Annotated in this window: 12 protein-coding genes; 2 read left to right on the top strand and 10 right to left on the bottom strand. The window is 70.8% G+C overall.

The genetic code is table 11. The features are described from left to right. Window positions 1-260: 260 nt before the first annotated feature. The 6 genes from ABZV38_RS09230 to ABZV38_RS09205 form a co-directional block, all read right to left on the bottom strand. Entirely contained in the window at window positions 261-1,184 is a 924-nt protein-coding gene (locus ABZV38_RS09230; protein WP_356326138.1) for a transglycosylase family protein, read from the bottom strand. A gap of 94 nt (window positions 1,185-1,278) precedes the next feature. Beyond that, window positions 1,279-2,592: a cytochrome P450 gene (locus ABZV38_RS09225; RefSeq protein WP_356326137.1), complete on the bottom strand. Its 1,314-nt coding sequence runs from the start codon at window positions 2,590-2,592 to the stop codon at window positions 1,279-1,281. A 9-nt stretch (window positions 2,593-2,601) separates the two neighbouring features. Further along, window positions 2,602-3,564: a nucleoside triphosphate pyrophosphohydrolase gene (locus ABZV38_RS09220; RefSeq protein WP_356326136.1), complete on the bottom strand. Its 963-nt coding sequence runs from the start codon at window positions 3,562-3,564 to the stop codon at window positions 2,602-2,604. 106 nt (window positions 3,565-3,670) lie between these two features. Then, a complete protein-coding gene (locus ABZV38_RS09215) occupies window positions 3,671-4,327 on the bottom strand; it encodes a SurA N-terminal domain-containing protein (protein ID WP_356326135.1) in 657 nt (218 codons plus the stop codon). 138 nt (window positions 4,328-4,465) lie between these two features. Then, entirely contained in the window at window positions 4,466-4,867 is a 402-nt protein-coding gene (locus tag ABZV38_RS09210; RefSeq protein WP_356326134.1) for a GtrA family protein, read from the bottom strand. Further along, window positions 4,864-5,823 carry a glycosyltransferase family 2 protein gene (locus ABZV38_RS09205; RefSeq protein ID WP_356326133.1) on the bottom strand — a complete coding sequence of 320 codons (960 nt, stop codon included), beginning with the start codon at window positions 5,821-5,823 and terminating at the stop codon, window positions 4,864-4,866. The genes ABZV38_RS09210 and ABZV38_RS09205 overlap by 4 nt, the downstream gene beginning before the upstream one ends. Window positions 5,824-5,957: 134 nt before the next feature. On the opposite strand from ABZV38_RS09205, the gene ABZV38_RS09200 reads away from it, so the two are divergent. Next, window positions 5,958-8,528, top strand: a complete 2,571-nt coding sequence (locus ABZV38_RS09200; protein WP_356326132.1) for a YfhO family protein — start codon at window positions 5,958-5,960, stop codon at window positions 8,526-8,528. Between the two features lie 115 nt (window positions 8,529-8,643). On the opposite strand, the gene ABZV38_RS09195 is transcribed toward ABZV38_RS09200, so the two are convergent. From ABZV38_RS09195 to ABZV38_RS09180, 4 genes are all read right to left on the bottom strand, one after another. Further along, window positions 8,644-9,480 carry a glycoside hydrolase domain-containing protein gene (locus ABZV38_RS09195; protein ID WP_355763619.1) on the bottom strand — a complete coding sequence of 279 codons (837 nt, stop codon included), beginning with the start codon at window positions 9,478-9,480 and terminating at the stop codon, window positions 8,644-8,646. Between the two features lie 460 nt (window positions 9,481-9,940). Continuing rightward, entirely contained in the window at window positions 9,941-11,473 is a 1,533-nt protein-coding gene (locus ABZV38_RS09190) for a protein kinase (protein WP_356326131.1), read from the bottom strand. Further along, on the bottom strand, window positions 11,470-12,138 hold the full coding sequence (locus ABZV38_RS09185) for a hypothetical protein (protein WP_356326130.1): 669 nt from the start codon (window positions 12,136-12,138) through the stop codon (window positions 11,470-11,472). Before ABZV38_RS09185 ends, ABZV38_RS09190 begins: the two co-directional genes overlap by 4 nt. Before the next feature lie 129 nt (window positions 12,139-12,267). Beyond that, window positions 12,268-14,442, bottom strand: a complete 2,175-nt coding sequence (locus ABZV38_RS09180) for an N-6 DNA methylase (RefSeq protein WP_356326129.1) — start codon at window positions 14,440-14,442, stop codon at window positions 12,268-12,270. Between the two features lie 235 nt (window positions 14,443-14,677). On the opposite strand from ABZV38_RS09180, the gene ABZV38_RS09175 reads away from it, so the two are divergent. After that, complete coding sequence (locus tag ABZV38_RS09175; RefSeq protein WP_356326128.1) at window positions 14,678-15,529, top strand: DUF4190 domain-containing protein; 852 nt, start codon at window positions 14,678-14,680, stop codon at window positions 15,527-15,529. The last annotated feature ends 24 nt before the right edge of the window (window positions 15,530-15,553 follow it).

Here is a 15,553-nt window from a genome sequence, read left to right as displayed (position 1 = left end):
GACGGGGCCCGCGGTGCGAGCAGTTCCGACCGTAAACACACACAACCCCTACATTCAAAGATGGACACGCCGGACAATCACCCCTTACTTGCATCCCGCCGACCCTCGTTTTCGCAGGTGGGGGGCGATGCGCGCGGACCCGGCAGGCGCGACACGTCAATTGACGCAAAGAGACCCATGTCTCACTTACACATAAGCGGACATAGGCCTCTGAACTACCCCGATTTTTGGGGTGTATTTAGCTGTTGATCAGACCGCTCTCACTCTGCTTTCACGCCAAGATCGAGGCTCTCGCCAGGCAGGATGAGGTCCGGGTCGTCGCCGACGGCAGCCTTGTTGGCCTCGTAGAGCGCGGGCCACCCGCCGGGGACCTTCTGTGCATCAGCAATCGCCCACAGGTTGTCGCCCGGCCGGACCGTGTACGCGCCGTCGGCCTCCTGGGCGCCCGTGTCGCGTCCCTCGCTGTTGCCGCGGGAGGCATGTCGGCCCGACTCGCGGTCATTGCCCGCGCCCGCACCCTGGCTCGCCTCGGGGGCCGGCGTGCCACGGTGCTTACCGCCCACCTCACCGCCCGAAGAGCCGGAGGAGCGGGACGAGTCGAACGAACCGGATGCATCCGACGCGTCGCTCGACGCCTCGCCGGAGGACTTACCCGACGACTTACCCGACGACTTGGCGGACGACTTGGCGGACGACGACTTCGATCCGCCCGAGGGGCCCGCCTCGTCCGACGCCCCGTCGGACGGGTCCGCGCTCTGCGTCGGGTCGGCCGAGGGCACACTCCCCGGATCGACACCCGGCAGCGCTCCGTCCACCGTGAGCCCGGAGATCACCGCGCAGCTGGGCCACGCCCGCGGCCCCTGGTCGTCGAGAACCTTCTCGGCGACCGCTATCTGCTGAGAGCGGCTGGCGAGGTCGGCACGCGGGGCGTACGCGTCGCCGCCGTACGACTTCCAGGTGTCCTGTGAGAACTGGAGACCGCCGTAGAAGCCGTTGCCGAGGTCGGCACTCCACATGCCGCCGCTCTCGCACTCGGCGACCCGGTCCCAGGTCGTGGCGTCGGCCGCGTGCGCACCGGCTGCGCCGAGCAGCGGGATGGCGATGGCCGAGCCGGCCACGCCTGCGGCGACGACGATGGCAGGTGCCTGCCGAGGGCGACGGTGTCTGCCGTTCGCGGAGCCCATGGAGTTGCCTTCCGTGTGACTGATGAGTCGAACGGTGAAGGTAGCGGCAGTCGAACGCTTGTCACAAGTCGATGCAGCGCAGATCACGTGAAAGTCACGGAGTTGACAGAGCGTCACCTTCGTCGGAACGGTGTCCGGGATCGAACTTCACGGGAAGAGTGCGCAGTCCGCGCATGATGAGCCCTCCGCGCCACCGCAAATCGGTAGGTTCTACCGCAAGTTGCAGATCCGGAAGGCGCCTCAGAAGCGTGGCCAGCGCGGCCTGTCCCTCCAGCCGGGCAAGCGGCGCCCCCAGGCAGTAGTGGATGCCGTGCCCGTAGCCGAGGTGCTGATTGTCACGCCGGGCGAGGTCGAGCGTGTCGGGGTCGGCGAACCGTTCCGGGTCCCGGTCCGCGGCGGCGAGCACCACCAGTACGGGGTCGCCCGCCGCGATCCGCTGCCCGCCGAGCGTCAGCGCTTCGGTAGCGAACCGCCAGGTCGCCAGCTCCACCGGACCGTCGTAGCGCAGCAGTTCCTCGATGCCGGTCTCCAGCAGCCCCGTCTCCCCCGCGTCGAGCGAGCGCTGCAGCCGCTCCCGCTGAACGGGGTTGCGCAGCAGGGCGTACACCCCGTTGCCGATGAGGTTGACCGTCGTCTCGAAGCCGGCGAAGAGCAGGATGAAGGCCATGGCGGCGGCCTCGTTCTCGGTGAGATGCTCGCCGTGGTCGCTGGCCCGGATCAGCCCCGAGATCAGATCGTCCCCCGGGTTCTCCCGCTTCCGGTGGATCAGTTCGGCGAGATAGCCGCGCATCTTCTTCACCGACCGGGCCACCCCGCCGCGTGGCCCGCCGCCGTGGCGGATCATCATGCCCGCCCAGTCCCGGAAGTCGTCCTGGTCCTCACGCGGAACACCGAGAAGATCGCAGATCGCGTAGATGGGCAGGGGGAACGCGAAGTCGTGGATGAGGTCCGCGCTTCCCTCCTCGATGAAGTTGTCGATGAGGCGGTCCGTCAGCTCCTGCACGCGCGGCGCGAACTCCGCGATCCTGCGCGGCGTGAACGCCTTCGAAACGAGGCGGCGCAGCCGGGTGTGGTCGGGCGGGTCGATGTTCAGCAGATGCGTCATCAGCTCCGCCTGGCGCTCGCCCGGGATACCGGTCTTCCCCTTGGCGTGCGCCGGCTCGTCGTGGTGCGCCGGGTTCTTGGAGAGCCGGCTGTCGGCGAGAGCCTGCCGGGCGTCCTCGTAGCGCGTCACGAGCCACGCCTCGACCCCGCTGGGCAGCGCGGTGCGGTGCACGGGGCTGTGCTCGCGCAGCCACGCATAGGCGGGGTACGGGTCGGTGGCGAACTCCCACGTGAAGAGTTCGGGGGCGTCGGTGGGAGCGTCTGCGGGGCTGTCGGCAGGGGTGTCGGCGGGGCTGTCGTTCACCCCCTGACGTTATCCGTTGCCCTCCGCCGCGAGGATCGCGTCCCGGTAGGCGCGACCGGCGGCCCGCAGTGCGGCCTCAGGGTCGGTGCCGTCCTGTTCCGCGCGTACGGCGAGGGCGAGGAGCTCGTACCCGATGCCGTCCCCCGTCGGGAGCGCCACATCGAGTCCGGCGGCACGTACCCGCCCGGCCAGCTTCGCCGCCAGCGCCAGACCGGGCTGGCCGAGCGGCACGCCGTCGGTGACCGAGTCGCGCTGCTTCTCGATGGCCTTGGTGCGCAACCAGTGCGCGTGCACGTCCTCCGGGGTCTCGGCGGTCTCGTCGCCGAAGACATGCGGATGGCGGTGGATCAGCTTCTCGACGAGGGTGGCCGCGACATCGTCGACGGAGAACGGCTGGTCCTCGTCCTCCTCCGCGATCCTGGCGTGGAAGACGACCTGAAGGAGTACGTCCCCGAGTTCCTCGCGCAGCTCGTCGCGGTCGCCGTCCTCGATCGCCTCGACCAGCTCGTACGCCTCCTCGATGGCGTACTTGGCGAGCCCCTGGTGGGTCTTCTGCGACGTCCAGGGGCACTCGGCCCTGATCCGGTCCATGACCTGGACGAGATCGAGGAGACGGGCGCCCGGCAGATCGTACGAACCGGGCAGCAGCTCCAGGTTCGGCATCTGCACCCGGCCCGATCCGGCGAGCCGGGCCAGCCCGTCCGTCAGCGGCTGGTTGCCCTCGCCGCCGGTGAGGACCACGACGGTCCGGCCGCCGGCGCAGGCGTCGACGAGCTCCTGCGCGGTGGGCGCGCCGTGCTCGACGGTGACGCCTGCCTCGCGCAGATACGGCAGCTGGGGGTGGTCCTGCTCGGCACAGAACACCCGGTCGGCGGCGTGCAGCGTCTGCCAGGCCGGCCAGGACAGCAGCCCGGGTGCGACCCGGTGGCTGGCAGTGAGCAGGACGATACGGCCGGGATCTTCAGCGTTCACCCCACCAACTTACCTACGGGGTGTCCGGTCGGTCAGGCGGGATCAGGGAGCGGGTCGGACGTGCGTGCCGGGGCACGCGCGCCCGGCCCGACCGACCGGACACCCCTTAAGCGCCTGCTGCGGCTTCCTGCTGGGCCGGCTTGGTGACCTGGGTGATCCACGGGGCCTTGTAGTTGGCGAGCTGGGTCCGCTTGTCGTCCCAGGTGCCGAAGCGCGGGTTGACGTCGATGTGCAGCGACTTCGAGGCCGCGGTGAGTGCGTCGCCGACGACCTTCTGTCCGGCGGGCTGCTGCAGGTCCGCGCCGAGCGCCTGGGCCAGCTTCGTCAGCTGGACCTGCTCGCGCAGAACGGCCTCGATCTGGTCCGGGGCGACCCAGCTCTGCTGAAGCATCGCCGTCCGCAGCTGCGCCTCTCCCCCGGACTGGGAGGCCGCCGACTGCCGCATCTCCTGGATCTCCTTGCGGCTGACCGTCACGCCCGCGTCCGCGGCGGCCTTGTCCAGGATCCGGTCGAAGATCATCCCGTGCAGTTTGGCCCGGCCGAGCTGGCCGGACTTGCTGATGAGCTGGACGGACTGGTCGGAGTTGCGCTGTGCGGTACGTACGTCCGCCACCTGGGCCTGCACGGTGGACACCTCGATCCGGTCCCCGCCGACCACGGCTGCGGCACCTGGGTGGGCCTGGTTGCCGCAGGCGGAGAGCAGCGGCGCCGCGGCGAGCATGGCGGCGGAGACGACGAGGGCGGTGCGACGGCGGCGGTGCAAAGGAGCCTCCCGGGGAGAGATTGTGCGGCGGTGCACAAGACCTGGCGGTGATCGATGGTAGGCAGTGGGCGTGATCCGGGCCACTGATTCGACCAACGATTCGGCAGGAGTGGGGGATGTGGGCCGAATCCGGTGCGCTCAGCGCACGCGTTCGACCGCTTTGGGCCTCACGTCCGGCCTCAGCATGATCGCGCGGGAGACCACGAAGGTGATCGGAATGGCCGCCACCGCCGCGACCAGCGGTGCGTAGCGGCTGTTGAAGCCGGCGCGGTCGACCAGCAGCCAGACGCCGCCGGTCGTGATGACGAAGTTGGCGGCGTTGGTGAGCGGGAAGAGCAGGAACTTCCGCCAGGTGGGCCGGGTCCGGTAGGTGAAGTACGAGTTCAGCAGGAACGAGCCGGTCATGCTCAACGCGAACGCCATCACATGCGCGGCCAGGTACGGCAGCACGGCCAGCAGGGCCAGGTAGCAGCCGTAGTACGTACCGGTGTTCACGACGCCGACGAGGGCGAAGCGGGCCACCTGGGCCGTGACGGTCATCGGCGTACGAACTGCCGGGAACGCTGTTGATTCGGTACGCCGGTATTGGATGCCTTCACCAAGAAGTGCGGGCGCCGCTTCACCTCGTAATAGATACGGCCCACATACTCACCGACCACGCCCACTATCACCATCTGAACCCCCGCGAGGGCCGTGACCACGACGATCAGCGTGACATAGCCGGGCGTGTCCACCCCTTTCACCAGGGCGACACCGACGATCCAGGCGGCGTAGGCGAAAGCGACGGACATCAGCGCCATTCCCAGGTAAAGGGCGGCACGCAGCGGCTTGTTGTTGAAGGAGAGCAGCCCGTCGAGTCCGTAGTTGAGAAGTTTCCCGATGGTCCAGGCGGAGCTGCCCTTCTCGCGGACCGCATTCTCGTATCCGAAGGTCGTCGTCCGGAATCCGACCCAGGCGAACAGGCCCTTGGAGAACCGGTTGTACTCGGTGAGTTCGAGGACGGCGTCGACGCTACGCCGGGACAGCAGCCGGAAGTCACCGACGCCGTCGACCAGTTCCACGTCCACCAGACGGTTGACCAGCCAGTAGTAGGCGCGGGCGCCGAGAGTGCGGGTGACGCGGTCGCCCTTGCGGGTGCGGCGGGCGATCACCTGGTCGTAGCCGTGGGTGTGCTCCTCCAGCATGCGGTCGATGAGCTCGGGCGGGTGCTGGAGGTCCGCGTCCATGATGACGACCGCGTCGCCGTCGGCGTGCTGGAGGCCGGCGAGCATGGCAGCCTCCTTGCCGAAGTTGCGGCTGAAGGAGAGATAACGGATCCGCGGGTCCGCGGCGGCCAGCTCCTCCAGGATCGGCAGCGTGCGGTCCGCGCTGCCGTCGTCGACGTAGACGAGCTGGAAATCATGCCCCAGCCGCATCAATTCGTCCGTGGCGCGCGCATGGAAGCGTTCGAGGATCTCTTCCTCGTTGAAACAAGGCACTACTAACGAGATCAGCACAGGAGTATCTCACCCTGTCGGTACATCAGGCACAGAGGACGGACATGGACAACGGGCAACCATTAAGTGAATTGAACTATTGAATGAGCAGTTCCACACCGCTCATCACATTCGCGGCTGCGATATTCGTCCGTATGCCGACCTTCCGTCCCCGCACGGCTGCGGCCACGCTCGCCGCATTGATCACCACGGCCACCGTGTGCGCGGGCGACGCCAGAGCCCGCAGCTTTCCGTTCGGGCCGCGCACCCGAAATGTCAATGACCTCGGCAATCAGTTCGTGCCGTTCCACACCCGGCTCTGGGACCTGCTGCACGGACGCGGCGACGGCGGATTGTTCCTGAACTGGTCGTCGGGGTACGGCACCAGCTTCCTGCCGGATCTCGGCACCTATCTGACCAGCCCGTTCGCACTGCTCGTCGGGGTCTTCCCCCGGGACCGCATCGACCTCGCGGTGTATGTGGTGACCGTGGTGAAGACGGCGTCCGCTGCGGCAGCGATGGCATTCCTGCTGCTGACACTGCGGGGCGGGCGCTGGTGGGTGGCCGGGGTGCTGGGCGGTTCGTACGCGTTGTGCGGCTGGTCGGTCACCGAGGCGTCGTACAACCCGATGTGGCTGGACGGTCTGATCGCCCTGCCGCTGCTCTGTCTGGCCGGTGAGTGGGCCCGTACGGGGCGCCGTCGCGTGGTGGCTCCGCTGCTCGTCGCAGTGGTGTGGATTGCCAACTTCTATACGGCGTACATGGCGACCCTGGGGGCCGCGCTGGTGCTGGTGGTACGTCTGCTGACGGAAGGCGAGCCAGCGACCGGGAGGGCGAAGGCTGCGGTGCGGGGGCTCGCGCGGGCGGCCGGGACCGTGCTGCTGGGGGTCGGGCTCGCGGCGCCCGTGCTGCTTCCCGTCTACCTGGGCACGAAACACGCCTACCCCGGCTGGGACCGGACGTTCCGGCCCGCCGCCTGGCCCGATGTGCTCGCCCGGCTGCTCCCCACCACGTACGGCTTCTTCACCCCCGCCCTCTTCCTGAGCACCGTCGCACTGCTCCCGGCCTGCGCGCTCGTCTTCCATCGGGGTGTGCCGCGACGCGAACGGTGGGCGTGGGCGGTGCTGTTGGCGGGGGTCGGGCTGTCGCTGCAGTGGGAGCCGACCCATCTGCTCTGGCACGCGTTCGCGACGCCCAACGGCAGTCCGTACCGGCAGACGTTCGTGCTCGCCGGTCTGGTGGTGATCGCCGCCTGGATCTCGGTCTCGTACGGGCAGCCCGGGCGCCGCGCCCTGGTCGGCGGATGCGCGGTGCTGGTGCTGACCACGGCGGGGGCGGCCTTCAGCGACCTGGCCACGCACCGGTCGTACCTGCTGTTCGCGGCCGGTCTGGTGGCGACGGCCGCCGCGCTCGCCCTGCCCGGCCGGGGCCGCTGGGCAGGGCTCGCCGCCGTGCTGCTGACCGGTGTGCTGGCGGGGCAGGCCGCGGCGACCACTGCGTTCGCCGACCGGCAGCGCCTCGCCCAGCTCGACCATTACGCGCCCTGGGGCGAGCGGCAGCGCGTACAGGCCGACGCGGTGGCCCGCGCGGACGGCTGGCCGCGCTACCGCACCGACCCCGGCGGGGAGCGCACCACCGCCAATGATCCGCTGCTCGTGGGCGGTCAGGGCGCCGCGTACTACAGCAGCCATACGCCGGCCGTGCTGACCCGCACGCTCGCCGCCCTCGGCGCCGGCTGGACGTCCAGCGGGCGGGCCGTGCAGAGCCTGGACAACCCCGTCAGCGACGCGATCTTCTCGGTCGGTGCTCGGGTCCACGGGCCGCGCGACCCGCACCAGCGGTGGAACGCACCGGACGACCGGCCGGTGACGGTGGCGCGGCAGCAGGCGCCGCCGCTGGCGACCGTGCGGCAACCGGGCGCGGCGCCGTCCTTCGGCCGGTCGGCGTTCCGGAACCAGGAGGCGCTGCTCGGTTCACAGGTCTACACGGTGCCGCGGACGGCGCTCCGCGCGGTGAGCGGCGCTCCGGTCGAGGACCGGGGCGCGCACACCCACCGGGTGGGGCGCGGCACCTACCGGCTGACCGGCCGCTGTCCGGCGGGCAGCGAGGTGTACCTGTGGACGCCCGGGCTGTTCGGCTCGGCGCGGATGAGCGATCCGCCGGGGGCTCAGCCGGGCGATCAGCCGGGCGGTGACCGGCCGGGCGCTGGCCGGGAGACCGAGCTCCGCGGTCTGCTGCCGGCCCGGCGTGCGGCGATGGAGCCGCTTGGCCGGGTGATGGGCGCCGACGGGCAGGTCGTGGTCACGCTGCGGTCCGTCCGCGCGGGGACCGTGCCGGGCGAGGCCCTCGGCTGTCTGGACCGGGAGCGGCTGGCCGCGGCCGTGACCGGGCTGCGGCGCACAGGAGCGACGTCCGTCCGCGTCACCGATGACGGCGTCCGGGCCGAACTGCCGCCCGGAAGCCGCGGAACCGTCGTCCTCGCCGCACCCCGGATCGCGGGCTGGAGCTGCGAGGGGCGCCCCGCCGACTCGTATCTGGGACTGGTCGCCGTGCCGGTACCCGCCCACGGCACATCCGTCGACTGCGCGTTCCGTCCCCCCGGCCTGCGGGCCGGTTCGGCGGTCGGAGCGGGCGCGCTGCTCGTGCCGGCCGGGGCGGTGGTGTGGGGTGCGCTGGTGCGACGACGCGCCGGGCGGCAGGACCTTGGACTGGCGGGACCGGACTGACCCGGCCCCCGCCCGCGGCAGGTCCGTCGACGGCACGTCCCGTCAGACCGGCCTGCGGGCGGGAGCGACGGTGGGGAGTTCGGGGTGGTCGATCAGTCAGCCATGACCGGCGGCCTCAGTTCCCCACGATCGCGACCGGGGCGTCCCAGGCGTTCCGGTCGATCGTGAGCGTGCCACCGGTGTGTGTCACCTTCTTGTTGACGGCGTACTGGTGACCGCGGCGGTGCCCGGTGTACAGCGTCGAGGCGTACGGGAAGCCCGTGGTGGTGGAGTACACGTCGTCGTAACGGGCGTACCAGAGGATCTCCGGCAGGTCCGTGCGGTTCGTGGCGTTGGCCACGACGGCGGCGCTGGAGTTGCTGAAGCCGTAGAAGCCGGACCAGTACCCCTTGGCCTTGACCGTCTTGTCGAACGATCGGATGTACGAGAGCACCGTGTTCACGCAGGAGGTGTTCTTCGGGTCGAAGTACTCCATGTCGAGGTAGACCGGGCTGCCCGGCTTCATGCCGAGCGCGGCCTCCTTCGCCACGGCGTCGTTGGCGTCGGTGACGGCCAGTGAGGTGGCGTTGGCGGCGGTCATCTTCTCGGGGTTGGCGCTCGTCTGGCACGGCGGCTGCGCGCCGACGTACAGCGGGACGAGCTTCCAGCCGGTGGCGCTGACGGCCTTCACCCAGGAGGCGGTGAGGTTGGGCTGCGCGCAGCCGCGGTTCTTACCGCCGACGTACACGGCGGCACCGTGGTAGACGGAGGAGCTGTACCAGCCCTTCATGGTGGTCAGCGACGGCGCGGTGCAGGTGTCGAAGACATGCCCGGTGTAGATCTTCGGCGCGGGCCTGGCGACCGTGGTGGCGGTGGCGGCCTCGGCGGCGAACGCACCACCGGCGAGAACAGCGACGCCCGCCACGGCCATGGAGATGCGGCGACGCTTCTTGGATATGCGGTGAGAAGGCACAGAGACCTCGACAGTGCTCGGAAGAAGGATCGAAAGAAGTGAGAGGCCGACGGGGCAGGCGAGTCGTCAGCCGGCCCGGCGGCAGATCACAGTCTCACGCCGTGATCGACGTTTCGCCGACGAATGGGGCATTCCGTGCAGCAATTGCAGAAATTTGGCGTGCTCATTGCTTTCACGGCCCATGCCGAGGCCGGCGCGAGCCGCGACCTGTCGCCCTGCGCGGTCCGTGTTTGAACCTCCTCACGGAAACGGCAGGAACGCGTTCCTGCCGCGCGCCGCCGTGGAGCCAAGGCTGACGGAATGCTGTCGACCTCGGCGCCGTTCCCGCCCACACGTCCTCCGTGCTGCTGCGCCGACGCCCCCGCCCAAGGGCTGTCCCGTAATCCCTGGCGGGACCGGACTGACCGAGCTCGTCCCGTCGCGTCGGCGGGACCGGACCGACCGGCCCCGTCCGGTCCGCTCAGCCGCCGCGGACCTGCACCTGGCGATCGAGCTGGCGGCGCAGCTCCACCGGCAGCGGGTGGTGCGGCCCGTACATCCGCTCGGTGTCGTACAGCAGCGCCTGGAGCTGCCCGCGCGCCGCCGCGTGGTCGCCGACCGCGAGCAGCAGATAACCGATGCGCTGACGGATCTCGAAGGAACGGGCCGGGTCGTTGCCCGCCGCGTACTGGTTCTCGTAGTACGGCAGGACCGCGCGGTACTCCGCGAGCGCGGCGGCCGGTTCGCCCAGCTGCTCCAGGCACTGCGCCGCGTCGTAGCGGTACTGCAGCGTCTGGGTGTCGGCCGGGCCGGCCTCCGCCGCGCGGTCGTCGGCGAGGCGGCGCAGTTCGGGCAGGGCACGACGGTACTGGCCGTCGTCCATGAGCGTCGCCGCGTACTGCTTGCGCAGGATGCGGACCACCGGCGAACCCTCACCGTGCTGTTCGGCCGCGGCCGGGAGGATGCCACCGAGGATGTCCACGGCCTGGGTGATCCTGCCCTGCCCGAGCAGCTGTTTCACCTCGTCGACGGCGGCCGCGACATCCGGTTTGGCGGCCACCGGTGCCGGCTGCGCGGCGGGCGGGGTGGTGACGAGGTCGGGCCACGGGGCGTGCGGCCGCAGAAACGGCCGGGTCGGGTCGAGCGGGCCGGACAGCAGCCCGCTGGAGCGGGACGGAAGGAGCGGCGTGAGGTGTTCGTACACCTCCTGGGCGCTCGCCGGACGGTGCTGCGGATCCTTGGCGAGCAGCCGCAGCACGAGTGCCTCGAGAGGCTCGGGGATCTCGGGCCGGATCTGCCGGACCGGGAGCGGCGGCTCGTAGAGGTGGCGGTGCAGCACACCGAGGGCGGTGGAACCGGCGAACGGCACGTCCCCGCTGAGCAGTTCGTGCAGGAGCACGCCGAGCGCGTACAGGTCGGTGTACGGACCGACGGCGCCGCCCATCGCCTGCTCCGGCGCCATGTAGGCCGGGGAACCGATCGGCGTACCGGTGTGGGTGAGGCGCGTGGTGTCGTTGTCCAGGACGGAGGCGACGCCCAGGTCCAGGACGGTGATCGTGCCGTCCGGGCGCACCATCAGATTGCGGGGCTTGAGGTCGCGGTGGACGATCGGCACGGCGTGCACGGCGGAGAGCGCGGCGCAGAGCTGGGCGGCCACGGCGACGGACCACTGCCAGGGGTACGGGTCGTGCTCGGCGAGATGGTCGGCGAGGTCGGAGCCTTCGACGTGCTGCATGACGAGGAACAGGTCGTCGCCGTCACTGCCCGCGTCATGGACGGTGACCAGGCCCGGATGGTCGACCTGGGCGGTGACCCGGCACTCGCGCACGAACCGGCGCCGCAGCTCGTCGGCGGCGCCGCTGCCGCCGGGACCGGCGACCCGGTCGGGCCGGAGCAGCTTCACCGCGACCCTGCGGTCGAGGCGCTGGTCGTAGGCCGTCCAGACCTGGCCCATGCCGCCCTGGCCCAGGATGGTCGCCAGCTCGTACCGCCCGGCGATGACGCGTCCGTTCAACGGTCCTCCTCCTTGCGGAGGTAGTCGCTCAGCTCGTCGAGCTCGGCGCGGACCTGGTCGATGCGGTGGGGCGGGGTGGGCCCGGACGCGTGCGGCACGGGCGGGGGCTGGGGAGGCTGCTGCTGGGGCTGCGAAGGCTGGGAGTAGGGCTGCCGCTGGGGCTGGGGCTGGGGCTGGGGCTGGGGCTGGTACTGCGGCGGCTGATGCTGCGGGTACTGGGGCGGCTGAGCGGGCAGCGGCTGCCGTACGGGCATGGTCGTGTACCCGTACCCCGGCGGCAGGTAGCCGCGGGCGCCGAACTGCTCCTTCCTGAGCTGCTCGTAGTGGCGGATGTCCCCGACCAGGTAGTACGCGGGGGCGGCCACCATCGCCAGCAACAACAGCGGTATGAGGACGTTGTCGACGCCACTGGGGTCGTCGCTGCCCTCCCTGCCGATGATCGGCAGGAGCACACAGATCAGCACGAAACCGGCCCCGGTCAACCACCAGTCGGACGTCTTGCGGCGCACGATCGCGAGGCGCAGCAACGGAGTCCACAGCAGCAGGCCGATCGAGCCCACCGCGAGCACGACGAACAGCACACGCATCGACACGATCCAGGCCCGGCTGGGCATCCGACGCGGCGGCATCGGCGTCGGCGTCGGCGGATGACCCGGGGCGTACATGGCTGCTCCTGGTACCTGGTCGGGGAAGTGCTGAACGCACCCGTCAGCGCGCGCAGATCTGGCAGACCTGAGCGTAAAGGGCGACACCGACAACGGTCCCGGGGTTGTACGGAACCGTTGTGGTTCAGCTCACTTCGGCGTGACCGTACCGTCCGTCAGCCCGTCGTACATCCCCTGGACCAGCTGTCCGCCGAGCCGGCCGGTCAGCCGGAGCGCGTCCTCGAACGCGGCGAGGGCGCGGAACTGCGCCCCGTACCGCTGCTGTTCCGCGAGCGGCAGGCGCGGCAGCTGGAGGCGGCGGGCGTCGAGCCGGGTCGCGGTAGACGCGTAACTGCTGGCCTGCCGGTTGTTGGCGGTGCCGCGCAGGAAGCCGGCGAGGAACCACGGGTCCAGGGCCGCCGGATCGGGGCGCAGCAGCTGAAGGTTGCGGCCAAGCGCGGCGCCCGCGGTGGCCTCGTCGATCACCCGGGCGACGGTGCCGCCGCCGAGTACGGGGACGACGACGTCACCGGGCTCGACGAGGACCGGCTCCTCGGGCGGCCGGTCGGTGTTCGCGGGGGTGGCGGGAAGCGTTCCGGAGGGGGCGGCGGAGCCGAGGACGTCGTATTCCGTGAGGACGGGCCCGGGTCCGGTGCCGGAGCCGCCGGCACGGAGCTGGAGGGCGCCGGCACGGGCGAGTTCGCCGACGGTGGTGAGGGGCCAGCGGGCCGGGTCGGAGAGGTCCGCGAGCGGCGGGGTGAGAGTGGTGGTCAGCCGCAGCGTCTCGGTCAGCCGGTCCCGTACGCGGGTGAGTTCGGCGGGTCCGCCACCGGCCGTCGGCGGGGGCAGATGGCGGGCGGGGGCCAGGTCCACGTCGTCGTCGAGGAGTTCGATGACGGGGACGACCCGGCTGACACCCGGCCGGTCCCGGCCGGTTCGGCCGACGGCGGTATCGGACCCCGCTCCGGTCCGATCCGCGCGGTCGAACGACTCCCAGGCGTCCAGCACGGCGCTGCGCACCGCCTGCCAGTCGAGCCGGTCACGCCCGCCCGAAGCGGGGGCGGCAGCGGTCGCCGCAGCCGGTTCGGCGGGCTCGGCGGTGTCCACGAGCAGCAGCTCGGGCGAGGGGCGGACACCGGCGCCGGGCTTGCGCAGCACCCAGAGGTGGAGCGGAATGCCGTACGGGGGTGCGGCGCCGGCCGGGAGGGCGACGACGGCGCGAAGGGCGCCGCGGCGCAGCAGATCGGCGCGGATCCGACGGCCGGAACGGCGCGACGCGGCGGCCGGAGGCATCAGCAGAACGGCGGTGCCGCCCTCGCGCAGATGGGCCAGGGCGTGCTGGACCCAGGCGAGTTCGGACTCCGTACGGGCGGGGAAGCCGTACTCCCAGCGGGGGTCGTAGGCGAGCTCGTCGTGCCCCCAGTTGCGCTCGTTGAACGGCGGGTGGCAGAGCACGGCGTCGACAGCAAGCTGCGGGAACGCATCGGCACGCAGGGTGTCGCCGGTCCGCACGGCGAGCGCGCAGCTCTCGGCGGTGGAGTTCAGGGCGAGACGGAGCGCGGTGAGCGCGGCGAGGTCGGGGTCGGCGTCCTGCGCGTACAGGGCGGTCGGACGGCTGAGGGCGCGCAGCAGGGCGCCGGTGCCCGTGGCCGGGTCGAGGACCGTACGGGCGGCCCGGCTGCCCGTCTCCACGAGGGCGGCCATCAGTTCGGCAAGGCCCGGCGGGGTGAGGGTGAACTGGCGCGGGTTGGCGTCGAGCTGGCGGCCGAGCAGGAACTCGAAGGCCTGGCGGGCGCCGCTCTCGGCGGCGAGTTCGGCGGCGGCGCGCAGCAGGGGAACGGACGGAAGGAGTTCGTCGGTGGTGGGGGTGTGAACCGCGCGTACGTATCCACTCGTCCCGTCTCCACTCTTGTCGCGCTCGTCGGTGGCCGGACCGAAGCGTGCGGTGAGCAGATCGTTCAGGGCCAGGTGCAGCACCTTGGCCATCCGCCCGTCCGACACGGCGGTGATCTCCAGCCAGGCGGTGGGCCTGTCCCGGACGAGCAGCAGGGCGCAGCCCGTGTGGACGAGGGCGGGGACGGCGCCGGCCGGGTGTCCGGCCAGCTGCTGCCAGACCCGTTCACGGAGTGGGACCTCGGCGAGCTTCCCCTGGTCGCGCAGCCATTGTTCGACTTCGGGCAGGGCGAAGGACGGGCTGGTCTCGGTGCCGCCGACCGGCTTGGGGAAGTCGGCGTGGCGGCGTCGCCAGTTGCTGACGGCGGCGCGACCCACCCCCGCGAGCCGGGCGATCCCGGCCGCGGTCACCTCTGTCGAGTTCTCCGGCACTGACTGTCTCCCTGGTCCTGGGCGTCCTGGTCGTGATCCGTCCGCGCTCTCTGCTCTGTGTAGCCGAGCATACCGAGCCGTTCTTACGACATCGATTCACACCGTGCACGAGTCTGTTTCGCGTGAATCGTGTTGACTCGGTTCACAAGCCCTGCTGTTATTGACCTGTCGCTACACCAAGCGGCGCAGCATTTCCGCTCACCACTCATCCCTGCACTTGCCGGAGGGCACAGCCATGTCCCAGTTCACGCAGCCGCCGCAGTCCCCGCAGCCCCAGCAGCCGTACGCCCCGGCCCAGACGCCGGGCCTGCGCCCGGCCCGCAACGGGCTCGGCATCTCGGCGCTGATCCTCGGCATCATCGGCGCCGTCTCGGGCCTGATCCCGTTCCTCTTCTGGCTGGCGGGCATCCTCGGCGTCATCGCCCTGGTCCTCGGCCTGGTCGGCCGGGGTCGGGTCAAGCGCGGCGACGCCACCAACAAGGGCGCGACCACGTTCGGCGCCGTCCTCGGCCTGATCGCGCTGATCCTCTCGGTGGTCGGTGCGGTCATCACGTTCAAGGCAGTGGGCGACGCGGTGGACGAACTCGACAAGGCCGTGTCGGACACCACGGCCACCTCCGGGCCGAAGGCCGGCGACACGGGCTCCGGAAAGGACAAGGGCAAGAACTCCGGGGGCAACGAGAAGCCGGACGCCGGGAAGGCGCTGGAGGCCGGTGACTCGGCCGTCTACGACGACGATCTGACGGTCACGGTCGGCGACGCGACCTCGTACACGCCCGACTCGTTCGCCGCCGGTCACACAAAAAACAACAAGACGTACCGGATCGCCGTCGTCATCGAGAACGCGGGCAAGGAGAAGTTCGATTCGGCGCTCGTCAACGTCGAGGCGCGGGCGGGCAAGGACGGTGTGAACGCCGAGCAGATCTTCGACGGCAAGGTCGGCGAGGGCTTCAGCGGCACGGTCCTGCCGGGCAAGAAGGTCACCGTCCAGTTCGCCTTCGACGCCCCGGCGGACGCCAAGAACCTGACCGTCGAGGTCAACCCCGGCTTCACGTACGACGCCACCCAGTGGGACCTGAAGCTCTAGACCGCCCCGCCCCACCCTGCCCCT

This window comes from Streptomyces sp. NPDC005181 (assembly GCF_040608395.1).
Lineage (GTDB): Bacteria > Actinomycetota > Actinomycetes > Streptomycetales > Streptomycetaceae > Streptomyces.
Note: the sequence above shows the minus strand (reverse complement) of the source record. Positions and strands in the feature narration are given on the sequence as shown.

Coding starts and splice junctions, on each gene's coding strand:
- ABZV38_RS09185 (WP_356326130.1), bottom strand. CDS start 12,138: ATGTACGCCCCGGGTCATCCGCCGACGCCGACGCCGATGCCGCCGCGT.
- ABZV38_RS09175 (WP_356326128.1), top strand. CDS start 14,678: ATGTCCCAGTTCACGCAGCCGCCGCAGTCCCCGCAGCCCCAGCAGCCG.
- ABZV38_RS09210 (WP_356326134.1), bottom strand. CDS start 4,867: ATGACCGTCACGGCCCAGGTGGCCCGCTTCGCCCTCGTCGGCGTCGTG.
- ABZV38_RS09200 (WP_356326132.1), top strand. CDS start 5,958: ATGCCGACCTTCCGTCCCCGCACGGCTGCGGCCACGCTCGCCGCATTG.
- ABZV38_RS09230 (WP_356326138.1), bottom strand. CDS start 1,184: ATGGGCTCCGCGAACGGCAGACACCGTCGCCCTCGGCAGGCACCTGCC.